The 13,760-nt window shown below is 53.5% G+C and carries 14 protein-coding genes; 7 read left to right on the top strand and 7 right to left on the bottom strand.

The window, feature by feature from the left end; translation table 11 throughout:
- Nucleotides 1-14: 14 nt before the first annotated feature.
- From J7I43_RS00300 to J7I43_RS00270, 7 genes are all read right to left on the bottom strand, one after another.
- Complete coding sequence (locus J7I43_RS00300; protein ID WP_209142066.1) at nt 15-671, bottom strand: 3-oxoacid CoA-transferase subunit B; 657 nt, start codon at nt 669-671, stop codon at nt 15-17.
- A 5-nt stretch (nt 672-676) separates the two neighbouring features.
- Nucleotides 677-1,369, bottom strand: coding sequence for a CoA transferase subunit A (locus J7I43_RS00295; RefSeq protein WP_209142064.1), 693 nt, complete (start codon nt 1,367-1,369; stop codon nt 677-679).
- A 30-nt stretch (nt 1,370-1,399) separates the two neighbouring features.
- On the bottom strand, nt 1,400-1,858 hold the full coding sequence (locus tag J7I43_RS00290) for a DUF4296 domain-containing protein (protein ID WP_209142062.1): 459 nt from the start codon (nt 1,856-1,858) through the stop codon (nt 1,400-1,402).
- Between the two features lie 9 nt (nt 1,859-1,867).
- The gene (gene porD / locus J7I43_RS00285) at nt 1,868-2,791 is read right to left on the bottom strand and encodes a type IX secretion system protein PorD (RefSeq protein WP_209142060.1); all 924 of its coding nucleotides are present in this window, start codon (nt 2,789-2,791) and stop codon (nt 1,868-1,870) included.
- Nucleotides 2,784-3,989, bottom strand: a complete 1,206-nt coding sequence (coaBC, locus tag J7I43_RS00280; RefSeq protein WP_209142058.1) for a bifunctional phosphopantothenoylcysteine decarboxylase/phosphopantothenate--cysteine ligase CoaBC — start codon at nt 3,987-3,989, stop codon at nt 2,784-2,786. Before coaBC ends, porD begins: the two co-directional genes overlap by 8 nt.
- 75 nt (nt 3,990-4,064) lie before the next feature.
- Complete coding sequence (locus J7I43_RS00275; RefSeq protein WP_120518593.1) at nt 4,065-4,406, bottom strand: DNA-directed RNA polymerase subunit omega; 342 nt, start codon at nt 4,404-4,406, stop codon at nt 4,065-4,067.
- The gene (locus tag J7I43_RS00270; protein WP_209142056.1) at nt 4,375-5,208 is read right to left on the bottom strand and encodes an outer membrane protein assembly factor BamD; all 834 of its coding nucleotides are present in this window, start codon (nt 5,206-5,208) and stop codon (nt 4,375-4,377) included. The genes J7I43_RS00275 and J7I43_RS00270 overlap by 32 nt, the downstream gene beginning before the upstream one ends.
- A gap of 309 nt (nt 5,209-5,517) precedes the next feature.
- Between J7I43_RS00270 and mraZ the strand changes: the two genes are divergently transcribed.
- The 7 genes from mraZ to murD all read left to right on the top strand — a co-directional run bounded on the left by mraZ (nt 5,518) and on the right by murD (nt 13,750).
- A complete protein-coding gene (mraZ, locus tag J7I43_RS00265) occupies nt 5,518-5,991 on the top strand; it encodes a division/cell wall cluster transcriptional repressor MraZ (protein WP_209142054.1) in 474 nt (157 codons plus the stop codon).
- 10 nt (nt 5,992-6,001) lie between these two features.
- A complete protein-coding gene (gene rsmH, locus J7I43_RS00260) occupies nt 6,002-6,910 on the top strand; it encodes a 16S rRNA (cytosine(1402)-N(4))-methyltransferase RsmH (protein ID WP_209142052.1) in 909 nt (302 codons plus the stop codon).
- A gap of 80 nt (nt 6,911-6,990) precedes the next feature.
- Complete coding sequence (locus tag J7I43_RS00255) at nt 6,991-7,371, top strand: FtsL-like putative cell division protein (protein WP_209142050.1); 381 nt, start codon at nt 6,991-6,993, stop codon at nt 7,369-7,371.
- A gap of 29 nt (nt 7,372-7,400) precedes the next feature.
- Nucleotides 7,401-9,503, top strand: coding sequence for a penicillin-binding protein (locus J7I43_RS00250; RefSeq protein ID WP_209142048.1), 2,103 nt, complete (start codon nt 7,401-7,403; stop codon nt 9,501-9,503).
- A 175-nt stretch (nt 9,504-9,678) separates the two neighbouring features.
- Complete coding sequence (locus tag J7I43_RS00245) at nt 9,679-11,145, top strand: UDP-N-acetylmuramoyl-L-alanyl-D-glutamate--2,6-diaminopimelate ligase (RefSeq protein ID WP_209142046.1); 1,467 nt, start codon at nt 9,679-9,681, stop codon at nt 11,143-11,145.
- Nucleotides 11,146-11,165: 20 nt separating this feature from the next.
- Entirely contained in the window at nt 11,166-12,416 is a 1,251-nt protein-coding gene (gene mraY / locus J7I43_RS00240) for a phospho-N-acetylmuramoyl-pentapeptide-transferase (RefSeq protein ID WP_209142044.1), read from the top strand.
- A complete protein-coding gene (gene murD, locus J7I43_RS00235) occupies nt 12,416-13,750 on the top strand; it encodes a UDP-N-acetylmuramoyl-L-alanine--D-glutamate ligase (RefSeq protein WP_209142042.1) in 1,335 nt (444 codons plus the stop codon). The genes mraY and murD overlap by 1 nt, the downstream gene beginning before the upstream one ends.
- Nucleotides 13,751-13,760 lie beyond the last annotated feature (10 nt).

Raw genomic sequence — 13,760 nt, 5'->3', positions numbered from 1 at the left:
ACTGAAAGTTACGATTATAAAACCATTTCGGGAACATCTCCCTCAACTATCAGCCGGCCGGCGGTTTTAGCTTTGATCTCTTCCACGCTCACGCCCGGCGCGCGTTCCAGGAGCCTGAAGCCATTGTCCGTTACATCCAGCACGGCCAGTTCGGTCACTATTTTTTTCACGCAGCGCACGCCGGTAAGCGGCAGCGTGCATTGCGGCAGCAGTTTGCTTTCTCCTTTGGGATTGGTGTGCATCATGGCCACGATGATGTTTTTGGCGGAAGCCACCAGGTCCATTGCACCGCCCATGCCTTTTACCATTTTACCGGGAATTTTCCAGTTGGCGATGTCGCCGTTGTCTGCCACTTCCATGGCGCCGAGCACGGTGAGGTCTACCTTGCCGGCGCGTATCATGCCAAAACTTTCCGCCGAATCGAAAAATGCGCCGCCCGGAAGAACGGTTACTGTTTCCTTGCCGGCGTTGATGAGGTCGGCGTCCATTTCTGCTTCGGTGGGGTAAGGCCCCATGCCCAGCATGCCGTTTTCGCTTTGCAGCATAATGGAAATGCCCGCGGGCACGAAGTTAGACACCAGGGTGGGTATCCCGATGCCGAGGTTTACATACATCCCGTCGCGCAATTCCTGCGCGATACGTTTCGCAATGCCATATTTATCGAGCGCCATGGTGTCTAGATTTTTACGGTTTTTCTTTCAATACGTTTTTCATACTTATCTCCCTGGAAAATGCGGTGCACGTAAATGCCCGGCACATGGACCGCATCAGGGTCCAACTCGCCGGGCTGCACCAGGTGCTCTACTTCCACGATGGTGATGTTGCCGGCTTTCGCCATGGATGTGCTGAAATTGCGGGTGGTTTTGCGGAACACGAGGTTGCCCATCGTATCGCCTTTCCATGCTTTTAAAATGGAAAAATCGGCGTGAAGCGCCATTTCCATCAGGTAGTCCTTCCCGTTGAAACGCCGCGTTTCCTTGCCTTCGGCGATCTCGGTGCCGAAGCCGGCGGGCGTGAAAAATGCGGGAATGCCCATGCCCGCCATGGCGATGCGCGTAGCCAGCGTGCCTTGCGGAATGAGGTCCACTTCCAATTCGCCGGACAACAATTGCCTTTCGAACTCGGCGTTTTCGCCAACGTAGGAAGCCATCATCTTTTTGATCTGCCGGGTTTTGAGCAAAAGGCCCAGGCCGAAATCATCTACCCCGGCGTTGTTGGAAATGCAGGTAAGATCTTTCGCGCCGCTGCGCACGAGCGCGGAGATGCAGTTTTCGGGAATGCCGCAAAGACCAAAGCCCCCCAGCATCAGGGTTGCGCCGTCGGTTATCCCGGCGACGGCTTCATCGGCGTTAGCAACTAATTTCTTCATGTTTTGGTGTTATAGCTGTTATCTGTGGAATCAGGGTAAAATCAGTTTCAGGCTGTCTGAGCTCGGCCAGAACAGGGAATCACGGCGGGTTTTCACGCCTGCTTCCCTCGCCTCGCGGTCGCGCCGCGCATTATCGGTAGAATCCATCACTTCCCGCCTGCGCCGCACGATCTCGCCCATTTCTTTGTAAATGGCCTCGAAGCGGTCGGGATGGGCTTCGTAAAATTTATAGCTGCGTATGAACTCTTCACGGGTAACGCCATGCAGCTGGAGGATCTGAACGTAATAGGCCTTCACTCTTTCTTCCCGCACGGTGTCGCTTACTTTGGCGGTATCCACGATCTGGTCGCGGCCGGCCACATCGGCGTAATTCATATCGAGCAAAATATCCCGCATCTTGGCTTTCGGCAGCACGTCAGGAGGCGTACGGTCCGCATTTCCGCAGGCCAGCATCAAACTGAACAGAAATATCCCGGCCGTTTTTCGCATGTTCTTCATTTATCTTAATTGCTGATATTTATTGGCATTGGGCACGTCCAGCGAAGCGAGCAACTGCCCGGCGCGCACTTTTTCCTGCGGCGGCGCTTTGGAAAACACTTTCAGCAGCTCGTCGCTTTTGGCGAGGAAAAACTGCTGCACGATCATGGAGTTAGGCTGGTCTGCATTGATGCCCGTAAGCATGTTCAGACAGTTCATGATCGCGGCGCGGCCTTTGTTCACGTCTTCATACATCATGTCCAGCCCGAGGCGGTGATACTGGTACATCACGTCGTGAAAGGCGCTGAACTTGGTGTTGAGCAGGTTGTCCTGTATCCAGTAACGGTTCCTGTTGCCTTCAAACGCCTTCCACCCGGAAATGTCTTTCCCGTCGGGCGCATTGTTCACAATATTAAGCGCTTTTTTAAAAAAAACGTCGCCGCCGCGCGGTGCGAAAGAATCGGCGTCGAGACCGATCACAATGTAATTGTAGAACGCGAGAATGGCGGTGAGATTGGATTGCAGCGGGTTGTTGCCCACGATGCGCTGTTCGTTGAACTCCAGCGGCTGGAATTCCACGTACTGGAACACGACGTTGGCGTCCTGTATGTTGAGGATGCTGGAATTGTAGGAGGAATTGTACACCGGCCGCGCAGCCTGCACGGTGAGCGAGCCCCTGAACGTATTGTTGCCGAGGGCTTCGGAAATGGTGAGCATGTAATTGCATTCGATGCGCTCGCCGGGCGCGTAGGCGTCGTCTGACCAGCGGCGGTTGTTGATAAACTCCGCCATGGCCGTCTGCAGGGTGTTGAACACCCGCCTGTCTGTACTGTTGCCCAATTGCGGGCTGGCCTGAACGGTAACGTTGGCGCGAAGCTCCTGCGCTCCGGCGTTGAAGCAGCAAGCCAGCAGGTACAGGCAGCAAAGCACGGTTTTTCTAAACATGTTGCAATTCGATTATAACCTTTACGATATTACGCGCCACGTCCTGCTTGGATTGCAGGGGCAGCGCCTGCTCCTTGCCGTCGCGGGCGAGCAGCGTCACTTTATTGGTATCGTGGTTGAAGCCCGCCCCGGGATCGTTGAGGGAGTTGAGCACCACCATGTCCATGTTCTTATCGTGGAGTTTTTTGAGCGCGTATTCTTTTTCGTTGTTGGTTTCCAGCGAAAAACCCACCAGCAGCTGGCCGTTCTTTTTGGCGGCGCCGATCGCCTTCGCGATGTCCGCCGTTTTTTCCAGCTCCAGGTTCATGTCCTCCTCTTTTTTCTTGATCTTTTTGTCCGCTACGTTGCGCGGCCTGTAATCCGCCACGGCAGCGGCCATCACTACAATGTCCGACTGCGGCGCGAAGGCCGTGCATTGATCGAACATCTCGGCGGCGGTTACCACGCGCGACACGGTAACGCCCTTATGCAAAGTGGAAAGCGGCGTGGGGCCGAGCACCAGCTGCACGGAAGCGCCTGCGTCCGCAAGGGCTTCGGCGAGCGCAATACCCATTTTGCCGCTGGAATGATTGCTGATGAAACGCACGGGGTCGATCGGTTCCTGGGTAGGACCGGCGGACACCAGCGCGGTTTTGCCTTTGAGCGGCTGATCCGTCACCGGCTCCCGGAAAAAGGAGTACAGGAAAGAAACGATAGCTTCCGGCTCGGCCATGCGGCCTTCGCCGAACAGTCCGCTGGCCAGTTCGCCGCGGTGCACGGGCAGCTGGCGGTTGCCATAGCTGAGCAGTTTGGCCACGTTGGATTTGGTGGAAGGGTGCAGCCACATGTCCTCATCCATGGCCGGGGCGAACAGCACCGGGCAGGTAGCGGAGAGATACACGGCCAGCAGCAGGTTGTCGCAGATGCCATTGGCCATTTTTGCGATGGTATTGGCGGATGCCGGGGCCACGAGCATCACGTCTGCCCAGCGGCCGAGCATCACGTGGTTGCTCCAGCTGCCGTTTTCGGCAACGTGCAGTCCCACTTCATTTTTCGAAAGGGTGGAAAGGGTGAGCGGCGTGATGAAATCGCAGGCGGCGGGCGTCATGATCACTTTTACCTGGGCGCCTTCTTTAACGAGCAGGCGCACGAGCAGGGCGGCTTTATAAGCTGCGATGCTGCCTGAAACGCCCAATAGAATTTTTTTCCCTTGTAACATGTTGACAAAACAAAAGCGGCAGAACGATACATTCTGCCGCTATGAAGTTAGTATTTTTTCGATAACCGATGGAGATCAGCTGTACAGATCGTCGTCGTTCTTACGGAAATAAATTTTGTTGTCCAGGAACTCGTTGGTAGCCTGGATGGCGGAATTGGCCAGTCTTTCGTAAAAACGGGAGATCTCGATCTGTTCTTTGTTCTCATGCACTTCCTCCAGGTTGTCCGTATGGCTGGCGAACTCTTCCAGTTTGGAATGGAGTTCTTCCTTTACGGTAATGTTGATCTGGTTTGCCCTTTTGGCAATAATGGCAATCGATTCGTACAGGTTACCGGTCCTGTTTTTGATATCGGTGGTGTTCCTGGTCTCTACCCAGGGATTGATGCTACTGGTTAGACTTCTCTTTATTTTGCTCATTTTCCAGGGATTTAATGTTTGTTTTTGCTAAGTTATAATATTTTTCCGCATCCGTCTTCAGTTTGCTGGTCGGGTAGCGGTCTGAGAACTCCATATATTCGGTCAGCACGGTTTCGTAGCGTTCTTTCTGGCGGTAATACACGCTGTTTTTGGCATACAGGTAGTAGGATTTGATGGCCATGTACTTGTAGCTGTCGCTTTTTTCGGAATCCGGGTACGCCCTCATGAGGCTTTTGAAGCTGACGCCGGCGGCTTTATAATGGCCGAGGTTGTAATACAGTTCGGCTGCGTTATATTCTTTCTGTTCCAGTTTCCTTCTCAGCAGGTCTATCACCACACTGGCTTCCGCGGATTTTTCGGAGTTGGGATAGGTGTTGATGAAGGTTTGCATGGAGGCGATGGCCTTCATGGTGTTGGTTTGGTCGAGGGCAACCTTGGGGGAGAGTTTGTAATAACAATATGCGGCCTGGTAGTCGATTTCCTGTGCGCGGGGGCTGCTGGGCAGCGCCTCGAGGTAGTTTTTGAAGTGGAAACCGGCCTGTTGGTAGTCTTTCAGATAAAAAGAGCAATAGGCATACTTGTAATACAGGGGCTCGAACTTGTCGGTGCCTTTGAAAACGGGGATCATTTCCTCATACAAGGTCTGCGCGAGCTGGTATTTTTTCTTTTCGTACATCTTATCGGCGTACGCCAGTTTTTTCTCCAGGTCGTTGCTTTTTTCGATCCTCCGGAGCTCCCTGTTACAGGAGGCGGAAGTAATAACGGCGGCCATCAGGCCGGTGTATAAGAGAATTTTCCTCATAAAAAAGAATCGCGAAGGTACGAATTAAAAGCAAATAATGGTAGTAATGAAGAAAGGGGGAGTTAAAATTTTGTAAAAGTGCTGAAAACAAAGGGCTTTGTGGTTACGCACATATTTACTCACATTGTTAACATTTTATCCACACACAACTCGCAGCTATCCACATCCCATGCAAAACAATCGGGTTCAAAGTCGGTATCGCAGGCATTATGCTCCTGTGGAAAAAATATATAATACATTTTTTCGGTTAAAAGTGGGAAAAAGTGTTATTTTGTGTTAGAAAATGGAAATCAGGTACTAAAACGCAACATGACGGGATTTTTAGGCGAATATGAAGCAACGCTGGACGCGAAAGGGCGCTTCCTGCTCCCTGCCGGTTTTAAACGGCAGATAGCAGAAAGTGCGGGCAACCAGTTCGTGCTGAACCGCGGGTTTGAGAAATGTCTGACGTTGTACCCGATGAACGAGTGGCAACCTATCCAGGAGAAGATCGGCAAACTGAACGATTTTGACCCGAAAGTTAGGGAATTCCGCCGCTATTTCCTGAACGGGGCCACCATCCTGGAGCTGGACAGCGCGGGAAGGCTGAACATCCCGAAGAACCTGATGGCGCATGCGGGATTGGATAAAGACATTGTGCTGACGGCCGCCAACAATAAAATTGAGATCTGGGACAAACAGAAATACCAGGAGTTCTTTGATAATTTTTCACCGGACGCCTTCAGCAGCCTCGCCCAGCAGGTGATGGCCGGCGGAGGCGAAGGGCCAAACTTGGGATTGTAAAACGGCGCATATGGAAGCTTCACAGTATCACCTGCCCGTTCTCCTTCACGAAGTGGTGGCAAACATGGCTATACGGCCGGACGGCACGTACATCGACGCTACTTTCGGCGGCGGCGGTCATTCCCGGGCGATCCTCGAACAGCTGGGGCCCCAGGGGCGGCTGATCGTGTTCGACCAGGATGAGGACGCTTACCGCAACCGCATTGCAGACGACAGGGTGACGTTCGTACGGGAGAATTTCCGCCACCTGCACCGTTTTCTCAGGCTGCACAAAGCGCTGGATGCGGACGGACTGCTGGCCGACCTGGGGGTATCGTCCCACCAGTTCGACACCGGCGCCAGGGGGTTTTCCACCCGGTTCGACGGGAATCTGGACATGCGGATGGACACACGCGGCAACCTGACCGCGGCGGACATCCTCCAGACCTATTCCGAACAGCACCTGCACCAGCTTTTCCAGGATTATGGCGAAGTGACCAACTCCCGCACCCTGGCCAGGCTGATCGTACAGTTGCGTAAAGCGCACTCCCTGCGCACCATCGCTGAATTCAAATCGCTCATACAGCCGGTCGTGAAAGGCAACCCCGCAAAATACCTCGCACAGGTCTTCCAGGCCCTGCGGATCGCGGTAAACGACGAGCTTGGCGCCCTGAAGGACCTGCTCACCCAATCGCCGCAGGTATTGAAACCGGGAGGCAGGCTTTCCATCATCACCTTCCATTCGCTGGAAGACCGGCTGGTGAAGAACTATATGAAGGCAGGCGCCTTCGAGGCGGCGGACGAAAACCCGTACAGCTTCGAAACGCCGCCCAAACCATTCAAACTGATCACTAAAAAGCCCGTAACGGCCGGTGAAACAGAATTGCGGGCCAACCCGCGCAGCAGGAGCGCCAAATTAAGGGTCGCCGAAAAGATATAGCCGTTACCGTTACTGCCATCCTATCCCCTTGTTACCGAAAAAAAAGATTGCGTATACACTGTCGTTAAACCTTGTAAGCGTTGCAGGAAGAAGAAAAGCACATACCGGAAACGGAAGAAACACTCCCCGAAGACATTCTACGGGAGCCCAGGAGGGAATGGCGCCTGCGGATCAACTACCAGCTGATCACCAGGAATCTGCCGTTCCTGCTCTTTCTCGCCGTGATCGCCCTGGTCTACATTTCCAACAGTCACCTCGCGGAAAAAAAAGTACGCCGCATCAACAAGCTGAGCCGGGAGATCAAGGAACTGAAATGGGAATACCTGAGCGTAAGAAGCGAACTGATGTTCCGCAGCAAACTGAGTGAAGTGAGCAAAGCCGTGGAACCGCTGGGCCTGAAAGAACTAAGCACCCCGCCGCAACGCATAGAAGTGAAAACAAAAGAAGAAAACGAGCAATAACAAACTAAAGATACTGATACTGACCCGGCATGGAGATTAAAAAGGACATACTATGGCGAGCATATCTTTGCCTCATCGGCATGGGCATTTTTGCTGTGGCTATCCTTGGCAGGGTATTCTTTATCCAGCACATCCAGGGCGATTACTGGCGCAGCATGTCAGACAGCCTGCACACCGCCTTCATGGACCTGGATGCGGACCGCGGCACCATCTACTCCGAAGAAGGCCGCATGCTCTCCACTTCCATCCCCTATTTCGATATCCGCATCGACTTCAGGGCCGACGGCATCAGCGATCCGAAAAGCACCGTTTTCAAGGATAACCTCGATTCTCTCTCCATCCGCCTGGCGGAACTTTTTATGGACCGTTCCGCAGCCAGCTACAAACAAATGCTGAAAGACGGGTTCAACGACAAGGACCGTTACTTTTTATTAAAACGCAACGTACGCTTCGACGAATACCAGCAGCTCCGCAACTTCCCCATGTTCCGCCTCGGGCGTAACAAAGGCGGCATGATCGTGGAAACCAAAAATAAACGCATCAACCCCTTCAAGCTCCTCGCCAACCGCACCATCGGCCTCGCCCGCGAAAACGCGCAGAACGTAGGCCTTGAAAGAACGTACGACGACCAGCTCAGCGGCGTTACCGGCAAACGCCTCATGCGCCGCATCGCAGGTGGCACCTATATGCCCGTGGAAGGGTACGATATCGAACCGGAAAACGGGAAAGACATCATCACCACCCTGGATGTTAACATGCAGGACATCGCGGAGAACGCCCTCATGAAAATGATGGTGTCCAACGAAGCCGAGCACGGCACCTGCATTCTCATGGAAGTGAAGACCGGCAAAATAAAAGCCATCGCCAATCTCGGCCGGCAGAAAGACGGCAGTTACTGGGAAGACCAGAATTACGCCCTGCACGTCGGCGAGCCGGGCTCCACCTTCAAGCTGGCCACTATGATCGCGCTGCTGGAAGACGGATATGTGACCGCCAATTCGATGGTAGACCTCAATTACGGCCGCTGGCCCATCAACCGCCGTGTGGTGTACGATTCCGAGCCGCATCACCTCACCACCGTAACGGTTAAAAAAGCGTTCGAGCGCAGCTCTAACGTAGGCATGGCAAAACTGGCCTATCAGTTCTATTATAAAAAGCCGAACGAGTTTTCCGCGCATCTTAAAAAGCTGCACCTGGACCAACCTACCGGCATCGATCTCGTAGGCGAAGGCAAACCGCGGATCAAAACCACGGAAAACAAAAGCTGGAGCGCCGTTACCCTGCCCTGGATGGCCTTCGGGTACGAAGTGCTGCAAAGCCCGCTGCAAACCGCCATGCTTTACAACGCCGTGGCGAACAACGGCAAAATGATGAAACCGTACCTCGTGAACAGCATCATGGAATATGGCGAACCGGTGAAAAAATTCGAACCGGTGGTGATGATGGACAGCATCTGCACTTCCCGCACCCTCCGCCAGCTGCAGGACATGCTGGAAGGCGTGGTGCTGAACGGAACAGCCTCCAAGCTGCAGACGCCGTATTACCGCATCGCCGGCAAAACGGGCACCGCGCTGGTAGCCAACGGCAACCGGGGGTATGTGGACAAGATCTACCAGTCGTCGTTCGCAGGGTATTTCCCGGCAGACGATCCGCAATACACCTGCGTAGTGGTGATCAAAAACAAACCGCACGCCGCCAAATTTTACGGCGGCAGCGTTGCCGGCCCCGTTTTCAGGGAGGTGTCGGATAAATTATACGCGCTGGCCGTTCAGAAACCGCAGCCTGTGCAGCAGGCCGGCGGGCTGGACACGCTGATGGCATTCAAAAACGGCAAAGGCAGCGAATGGCGTAGCGTAGCGGCTGCCCTTAACCTGCCCTGGCAGGGAAGCCTCACCGGTTCCAACTGGGTGAGCGCGTCGGTGGAAGGCAGCAAGCTGAGCTTCGAGCCGATCAAAAACAGCGGCGGCACGGTGCCCGACGTAAAAGGCATGGGCCTGAAAGACGCGCTTTACCTGCTCGAAAATGCAGGCCTCCGCGTGGTGATCAAAGGAGCCGGGAAAGTGATCAGTCAGTCCGTGCCCGGGGGAACCGCCATCGGAAGGGAACAAACGATCATTATTGAATTGAGCTGATACGAATAAAGACGAATAAGGAGTAATGAGGTCGCAAGACCCCATCAGACAAATAAAAAAGACGAATAAGAACTGATGAGGTCGCAAGACCCCATCAGACAAATAAAAAAGACGAATAAGAACTGATGAGGTCGCAAGACCCCATCAGACAAATAAAAAAGACGAATAAGAACTGATGAAAACGCTGCGGGAAATATTATACAATGTAAACATCGGGCAGGTGCTCGGCAATAACGATATTGCCGTTCACGCCCTGCATATCGATTCCCGCCGCGTAGGCGCGGGCGATGTTTTCATTGCCATCCGCGGCCTCGCGGCAGACGGCCACGATTTCATTTCCAAAGCCATCAGCCAGGGAGCGGGCGCCGTCGTTTGCGAAACCATTCCCGACACCACTTCTCCCGACGTGTGTTACGTGCAGGTGCCTAACAGTCACCAGGCGGCCGGCGTAATGGCGGGCAACTTCTACGACAATCCTTCGCACAAACTGCAGCTTGTAGGCGTTACCGGCACCAACGGCAAAACCACTATCGCCACGCTGCTTTTCAGATTATTCACCCGCCTGGGGCATACCTGCGGCCTGCTGAGCACCGTGCAGAACCAGATCGGCGAAAACATCGTGCCCGCCACGCACACCACGCCCGACCCTATCAACCTGAACGCGTTGCTGGCGGATATGGTGGCCCAGGGCTGCGATTACGCCTTCATGGAAGTAAGCTCCCACGCCGTGCACCAGCAAAGGATCGCGGGACTGAAATTCGCGGGCGGCATTTTTTCCAACATCACCCACGATCACCTCGACTACCATAAAACGTTCGACGAATACATCCGGGTGAAAAAAGCATTTTTCGACGGGCTGCCTGCCGGCGCCTTCGCGCTCACCAATCTCGACGACAAACGCGGGAACGTGATGCTGCAGAACACCAAAGCGCGCAAAGCTACGTATAGCCTGCGCACGATGGCCGACTTCAAAGGCAAGATCCTCGAAAACAACCTCACCGGCCTCATTATGCAGGTGGGCGAAAAAGAAGTGCATTTCCGCCTCATCGGCGAGTTCAATGCATATAATCTCATGGCGGTTTACGGCGCGGCCGTGCTGCTGGGAAAAGAAAAAGACGATATCCTCGCCGCCCTCAGCAACATCCAGGGCGCCGAAGGCCGTTTCGACTACATCGTTTCAAAAAAGCTCCGCGTGATCGGCATCGTGGACTATGCCCATACGCCGGACGCTTTGCTGAACGTGCTGGCCACCATCAAGAACCTCCGCGAAGGCCACGAGCAGATCATTACCGTGGTAGGCTGCGGCGGAGACAGGGACAAGGCCAAACGCCCCGTGATGGGCCAGGTGGCGACGGAGCACAGCGACCGGGTGATTTTCACGTCAGATAATCCCCGTTCGGAAGACCCGCAGGAAATTATCCGCGAAATGGAAGAAGGCGTGGCCGTGCACCAGCGGAAAAAAACGCTGTCTATCGCCGACCGCAAAGAAGCGATCAAAACGGCCGTGGGCTTTGCGCAGCAGGAAGACATCATTCTCATCGCCGGAAAAGGCCATGAGAAATACCAGGAGATCAAGGGCGTGAAACACCCCTTCGACGATAAACAGGTGTTAAGCGAGGTACTGGAACTTTTAGAAAAATAAACAGATCACGATCAGTCAATATGTTATACTATCTATTTAATTATCTCAAAACTGAATTTGACTACACCGGCACCGGGCTGTGGCAATACATCACGTTCCGCGTGACCATGGCGCTGCTGCTTTCCCTCGTGATCTCGTTACTGCTGGGCAAACGCATCGTGCGGTACCTGCAGCGCAAGCAGATCGGCGAAGTGATCCGCGACCTGGGCCTGGCCGGCGAACAGACCAAAAAAGGCACTCCTACCATGGGCGGCCTCATTATCCTTTCCGCCATGGTGATCCCCACCCTGCTGTTTGCCAGGGTGATGAACGTATACATCCTCCTGATCCTGCTGTCTACCATCTGGCTCGGCCTGATCGGGTTTATCGACGACTATATCAAGGTATTCAGGAAAAATAAGGAAGGTTTGGCCGGCCGGTTCAAGATCCTCGGCCAGGTGGGCCTGGGCGTGATCATCGGCGCTACGTTGTATTTCAACGACAACGTGGTGATGTCCCGCGAGGTGATGACCGACAAAAAACCGGCGCCTTACGAAAGAGTGATCAGCAGCACCGAACGTATTACCGAAGACGGCAGCAAGTTCGTGGACGTAAAAACACCCATCACCACCATTCCATTCGTAAAAAACCATGAGTTCAACTACGCCAAGCTGATCTCCTGGATACCCGGTGCGGAAAGGTTCACCTGGGCGCTGTACATCCTCATCGTGATCGTGATCATCGTGGCCGTATCCAACGGCGCCAACCTGACGGACGGGCTGGACGGCCTGGCGACGGGCGTTTCGGCGGTGATCGGCATCGGGCTGGGCATATTCGCTTATGTGAGCGGCAACATCCAGTTCGCGGAATACCTGAACATCATGTACATTCCGAACCTGGGCGAGCTGTCCATTTTCATCGCCGCATTCGTAGGCGCATGCGTGGGCTTTTTATGGTACAACGCTTATCCCGCGCAGGTGTTCATGGGCGATACCGGTAGCCTTGCATTGGGCGGCATCATTGCTTCCCTGGCGATCATCGTACGGAAAGAACTGCTGCTTCCCATCATCTGCGGCGTGTTTTTCGTGGAAAACCTCAGCGTGGTGATACAGGTATCTTATTTCAAGTACACGAAGAAAAAATACGGTGAAGGCCGCCGCGTGTTCCTCATGAGCCCGCTGCACCATCACTACCAGAAACTCGGCTACCACGAAAGCAAGATCGCAGTGCGCTTCTGGATCGTGACCGTTATGTGCGTCGTATTTGCCATCGCCACCTTAAAAATGAGATAATGCGACTGGTAATACTCGGAGCCGGAGAAAGCGGAATTGGAGCGGCCCTGCTGGGGAAAAAACAAGGATTCGACGTGTTCGTTTCCGACGGCGGGCAGATCAAAGACATTTATAAACAGGAACTGGCGGTAAATCATATTCCTTTCGAGGAAGGCCATCATTCCTGGGACATTATACTCGGAGCGGATGAAATCGTGAAGAGCCCGGGCATACCGGAGAAAAGCGAGCTGATGAAAAAAGTGCGGGAACGCGGTGTGAAGGTGATATCGGAAATAGAACTGGCCTGGCGTTTCAGCAAAGACAAAAAGATCATTGCCATTACGGGAAGCAACGGGAAAAGCACCACCACGGCGCTCACCCATCACATTTTCCGCACCGCAGGCCTCAACGCCGCGCTGGTGGGTAATATCGGGATCAGCTACGCGCGGCAGGTGGCATTGGAGCCGGCCGATTATTATATCATCGAAGTCAGCAGCTTCCAGCTGGACGACATCGTGGAGTTCAAGCCGAACGTGGCCATTCTGCTGAACATCACGCCCGATCACCTGGACCGCTATGATTATAAAATGGAGAACTATGTGGCGTCGAAATTCCGCATAGCCATGAATCAAACGAAGGAAGATTATTTTATTTATTGTAAAGACGATCCTGAGATCAGGAAGTATTTAGCGACGAAACCCATTTTTTCAGAACCAATACCTTTTAGCATTATGGAACCATTGAACGAAGGAGGATTTATAGCAAACGATCAGGTGAACATTCAGGTGAAGGATGAACCGGTAATTATGTCTATGTACGACCTGGCTTTAAAAGGTAAGCATAACTTATATAATTCAATGGCAGCAGGCATAGCAGGCCGCACGATGGATATACGGAAAGAAAAGATCCGCGAAAGCCTCAGCACTTTTTCGAGCCTGGAACACCGGATGGAATACGTAGCGACCGTGCGCGGCGTGGATTTTATCAACGACAGCAAAGCTACCAACGTGAACTCCGTATGGTTTGCCCTGGAAAGCATGGAACGCCCGGTGATCCTGATCATGGGCGGCGTGGACAAAGGGAATGATTACAGCGCCATCCGCGACCTGGTAAGGGAAAAGGTGAAAGCGATCGTTTGCCTGGGCGTCGATAACCGCCCCATTCACGAAGCCCTGTCTAAAGACATGGAAGTGATGATAAACACCGACAACATGAAAGATGCCGTAGCGGCGGCTTTCCGGTTGTCCAGCAAAGGCGATGTGGTATTGCTCTCCCCCGCCTGCGCCAGCTTCGACCTCTTCAAAAATTATGAAGAGAGAGGCCGCCAGTTCAAGGAGGCAGTGAGAGAACTTTAACTTTTTAAAC

The organism is Chitinophaga chungangae (assembly GCF_017742215.1).
Lineage (GTDB): Bacteria > Bacteroidota > Bacteroidia > Chitinophagales > Chitinophagaceae > Chitinophaga > Chitinophaga chungangae.
This window is presented reverse-complemented; position numbering and strand designations above follow the sequence as displayed.

Excerpts from the sequence above, each read along its gene's own strand:
- J7I43_RS00295 (WP_209142064.1), bottom strand. The coding sequence starts at position 1,369 with ATGAAGAAATTAGTTGCTAACGCCGATGAAGCCGTCGCCGGGATAACC.
- mraY (WP_209142044.1), top strand. The coding sequence starts at position 11,166 with ATGTTATACTATCTATTTAATTATCTCAAAACTGAATTTGACTACACC.
- porD (WP_209142060.1), bottom strand. The coding sequence starts at position 2,791 with ATGTTTAGAAAAACCGTGCTTTGCTGCCTGTACCTGCTGGCTTGCTGC.
- J7I43_RS00275 (WP_120518593.1), bottom strand. The coding sequence starts at position 4,406 with ATGAGCAAAATAAAGAGAAGTCTAACCAGTAGCATCAATCCCTGGGTA.
- J7I43_RS00270 (WP_209142056.1), bottom strand. The coding sequence starts at position 5,208 with ATGAGGAAAATTCTCTTATACACCGGCCTGATGGCCGCCGTTATTACT.
- J7I43_RS00300 (WP_209142066.1), bottom strand. The coding sequence starts at position 671 with ATGGCGCTCGATAAATATGGCATTGCGAAACGTATCGCGCAGGAATTG.
- murD (WP_209142042.1), top strand. The coding sequence starts at position 12,416 with ATGCGACTGGTAATACTCGGAGCCGGAGAAAGCGGAATTGGAGCGGCC.
- coaBC (WP_209142058.1), bottom strand. The coding sequence starts at position 3,989 with ATGTTACAAGGGAAAAAAATTCTATTGGGCGTTTCAGGCAGCATCGCA.
- rsmH (WP_209142052.1), top strand. The coding sequence starts at position 6,002 with ATGGAAGCTTCACAGTATCACCTGCCCGTTCTCCTTCACGAAGTGGTG.
- J7I43_RS00245 (WP_209142046.1), top strand. The coding sequence starts at position 9,679 with ATGAAAACGCTGCGGGAAATATTATACAATGTAAACATCGGGCAGGTG.
- J7I43_RS00250 (WP_209142048.1), top strand. The coding sequence starts at position 7,401 with ATGGAGATTAAAAAGGACATACTATGGCGAGCATATCTTTGCCTCATC.
- J7I43_RS00290 (WP_209142062.1), bottom strand. The coding sequence starts at position 1,858 with ATGCGAAAAACGGCCGGGATATTTCTGTTCAGTTTGATGCTGGCCTGC.
- mraZ (WP_209142054.1), top strand. The coding sequence starts at position 5,518 with ATGACGGGATTTTTAGGCGAATATGAAGCAACGCTGGACGCGAAAGGG.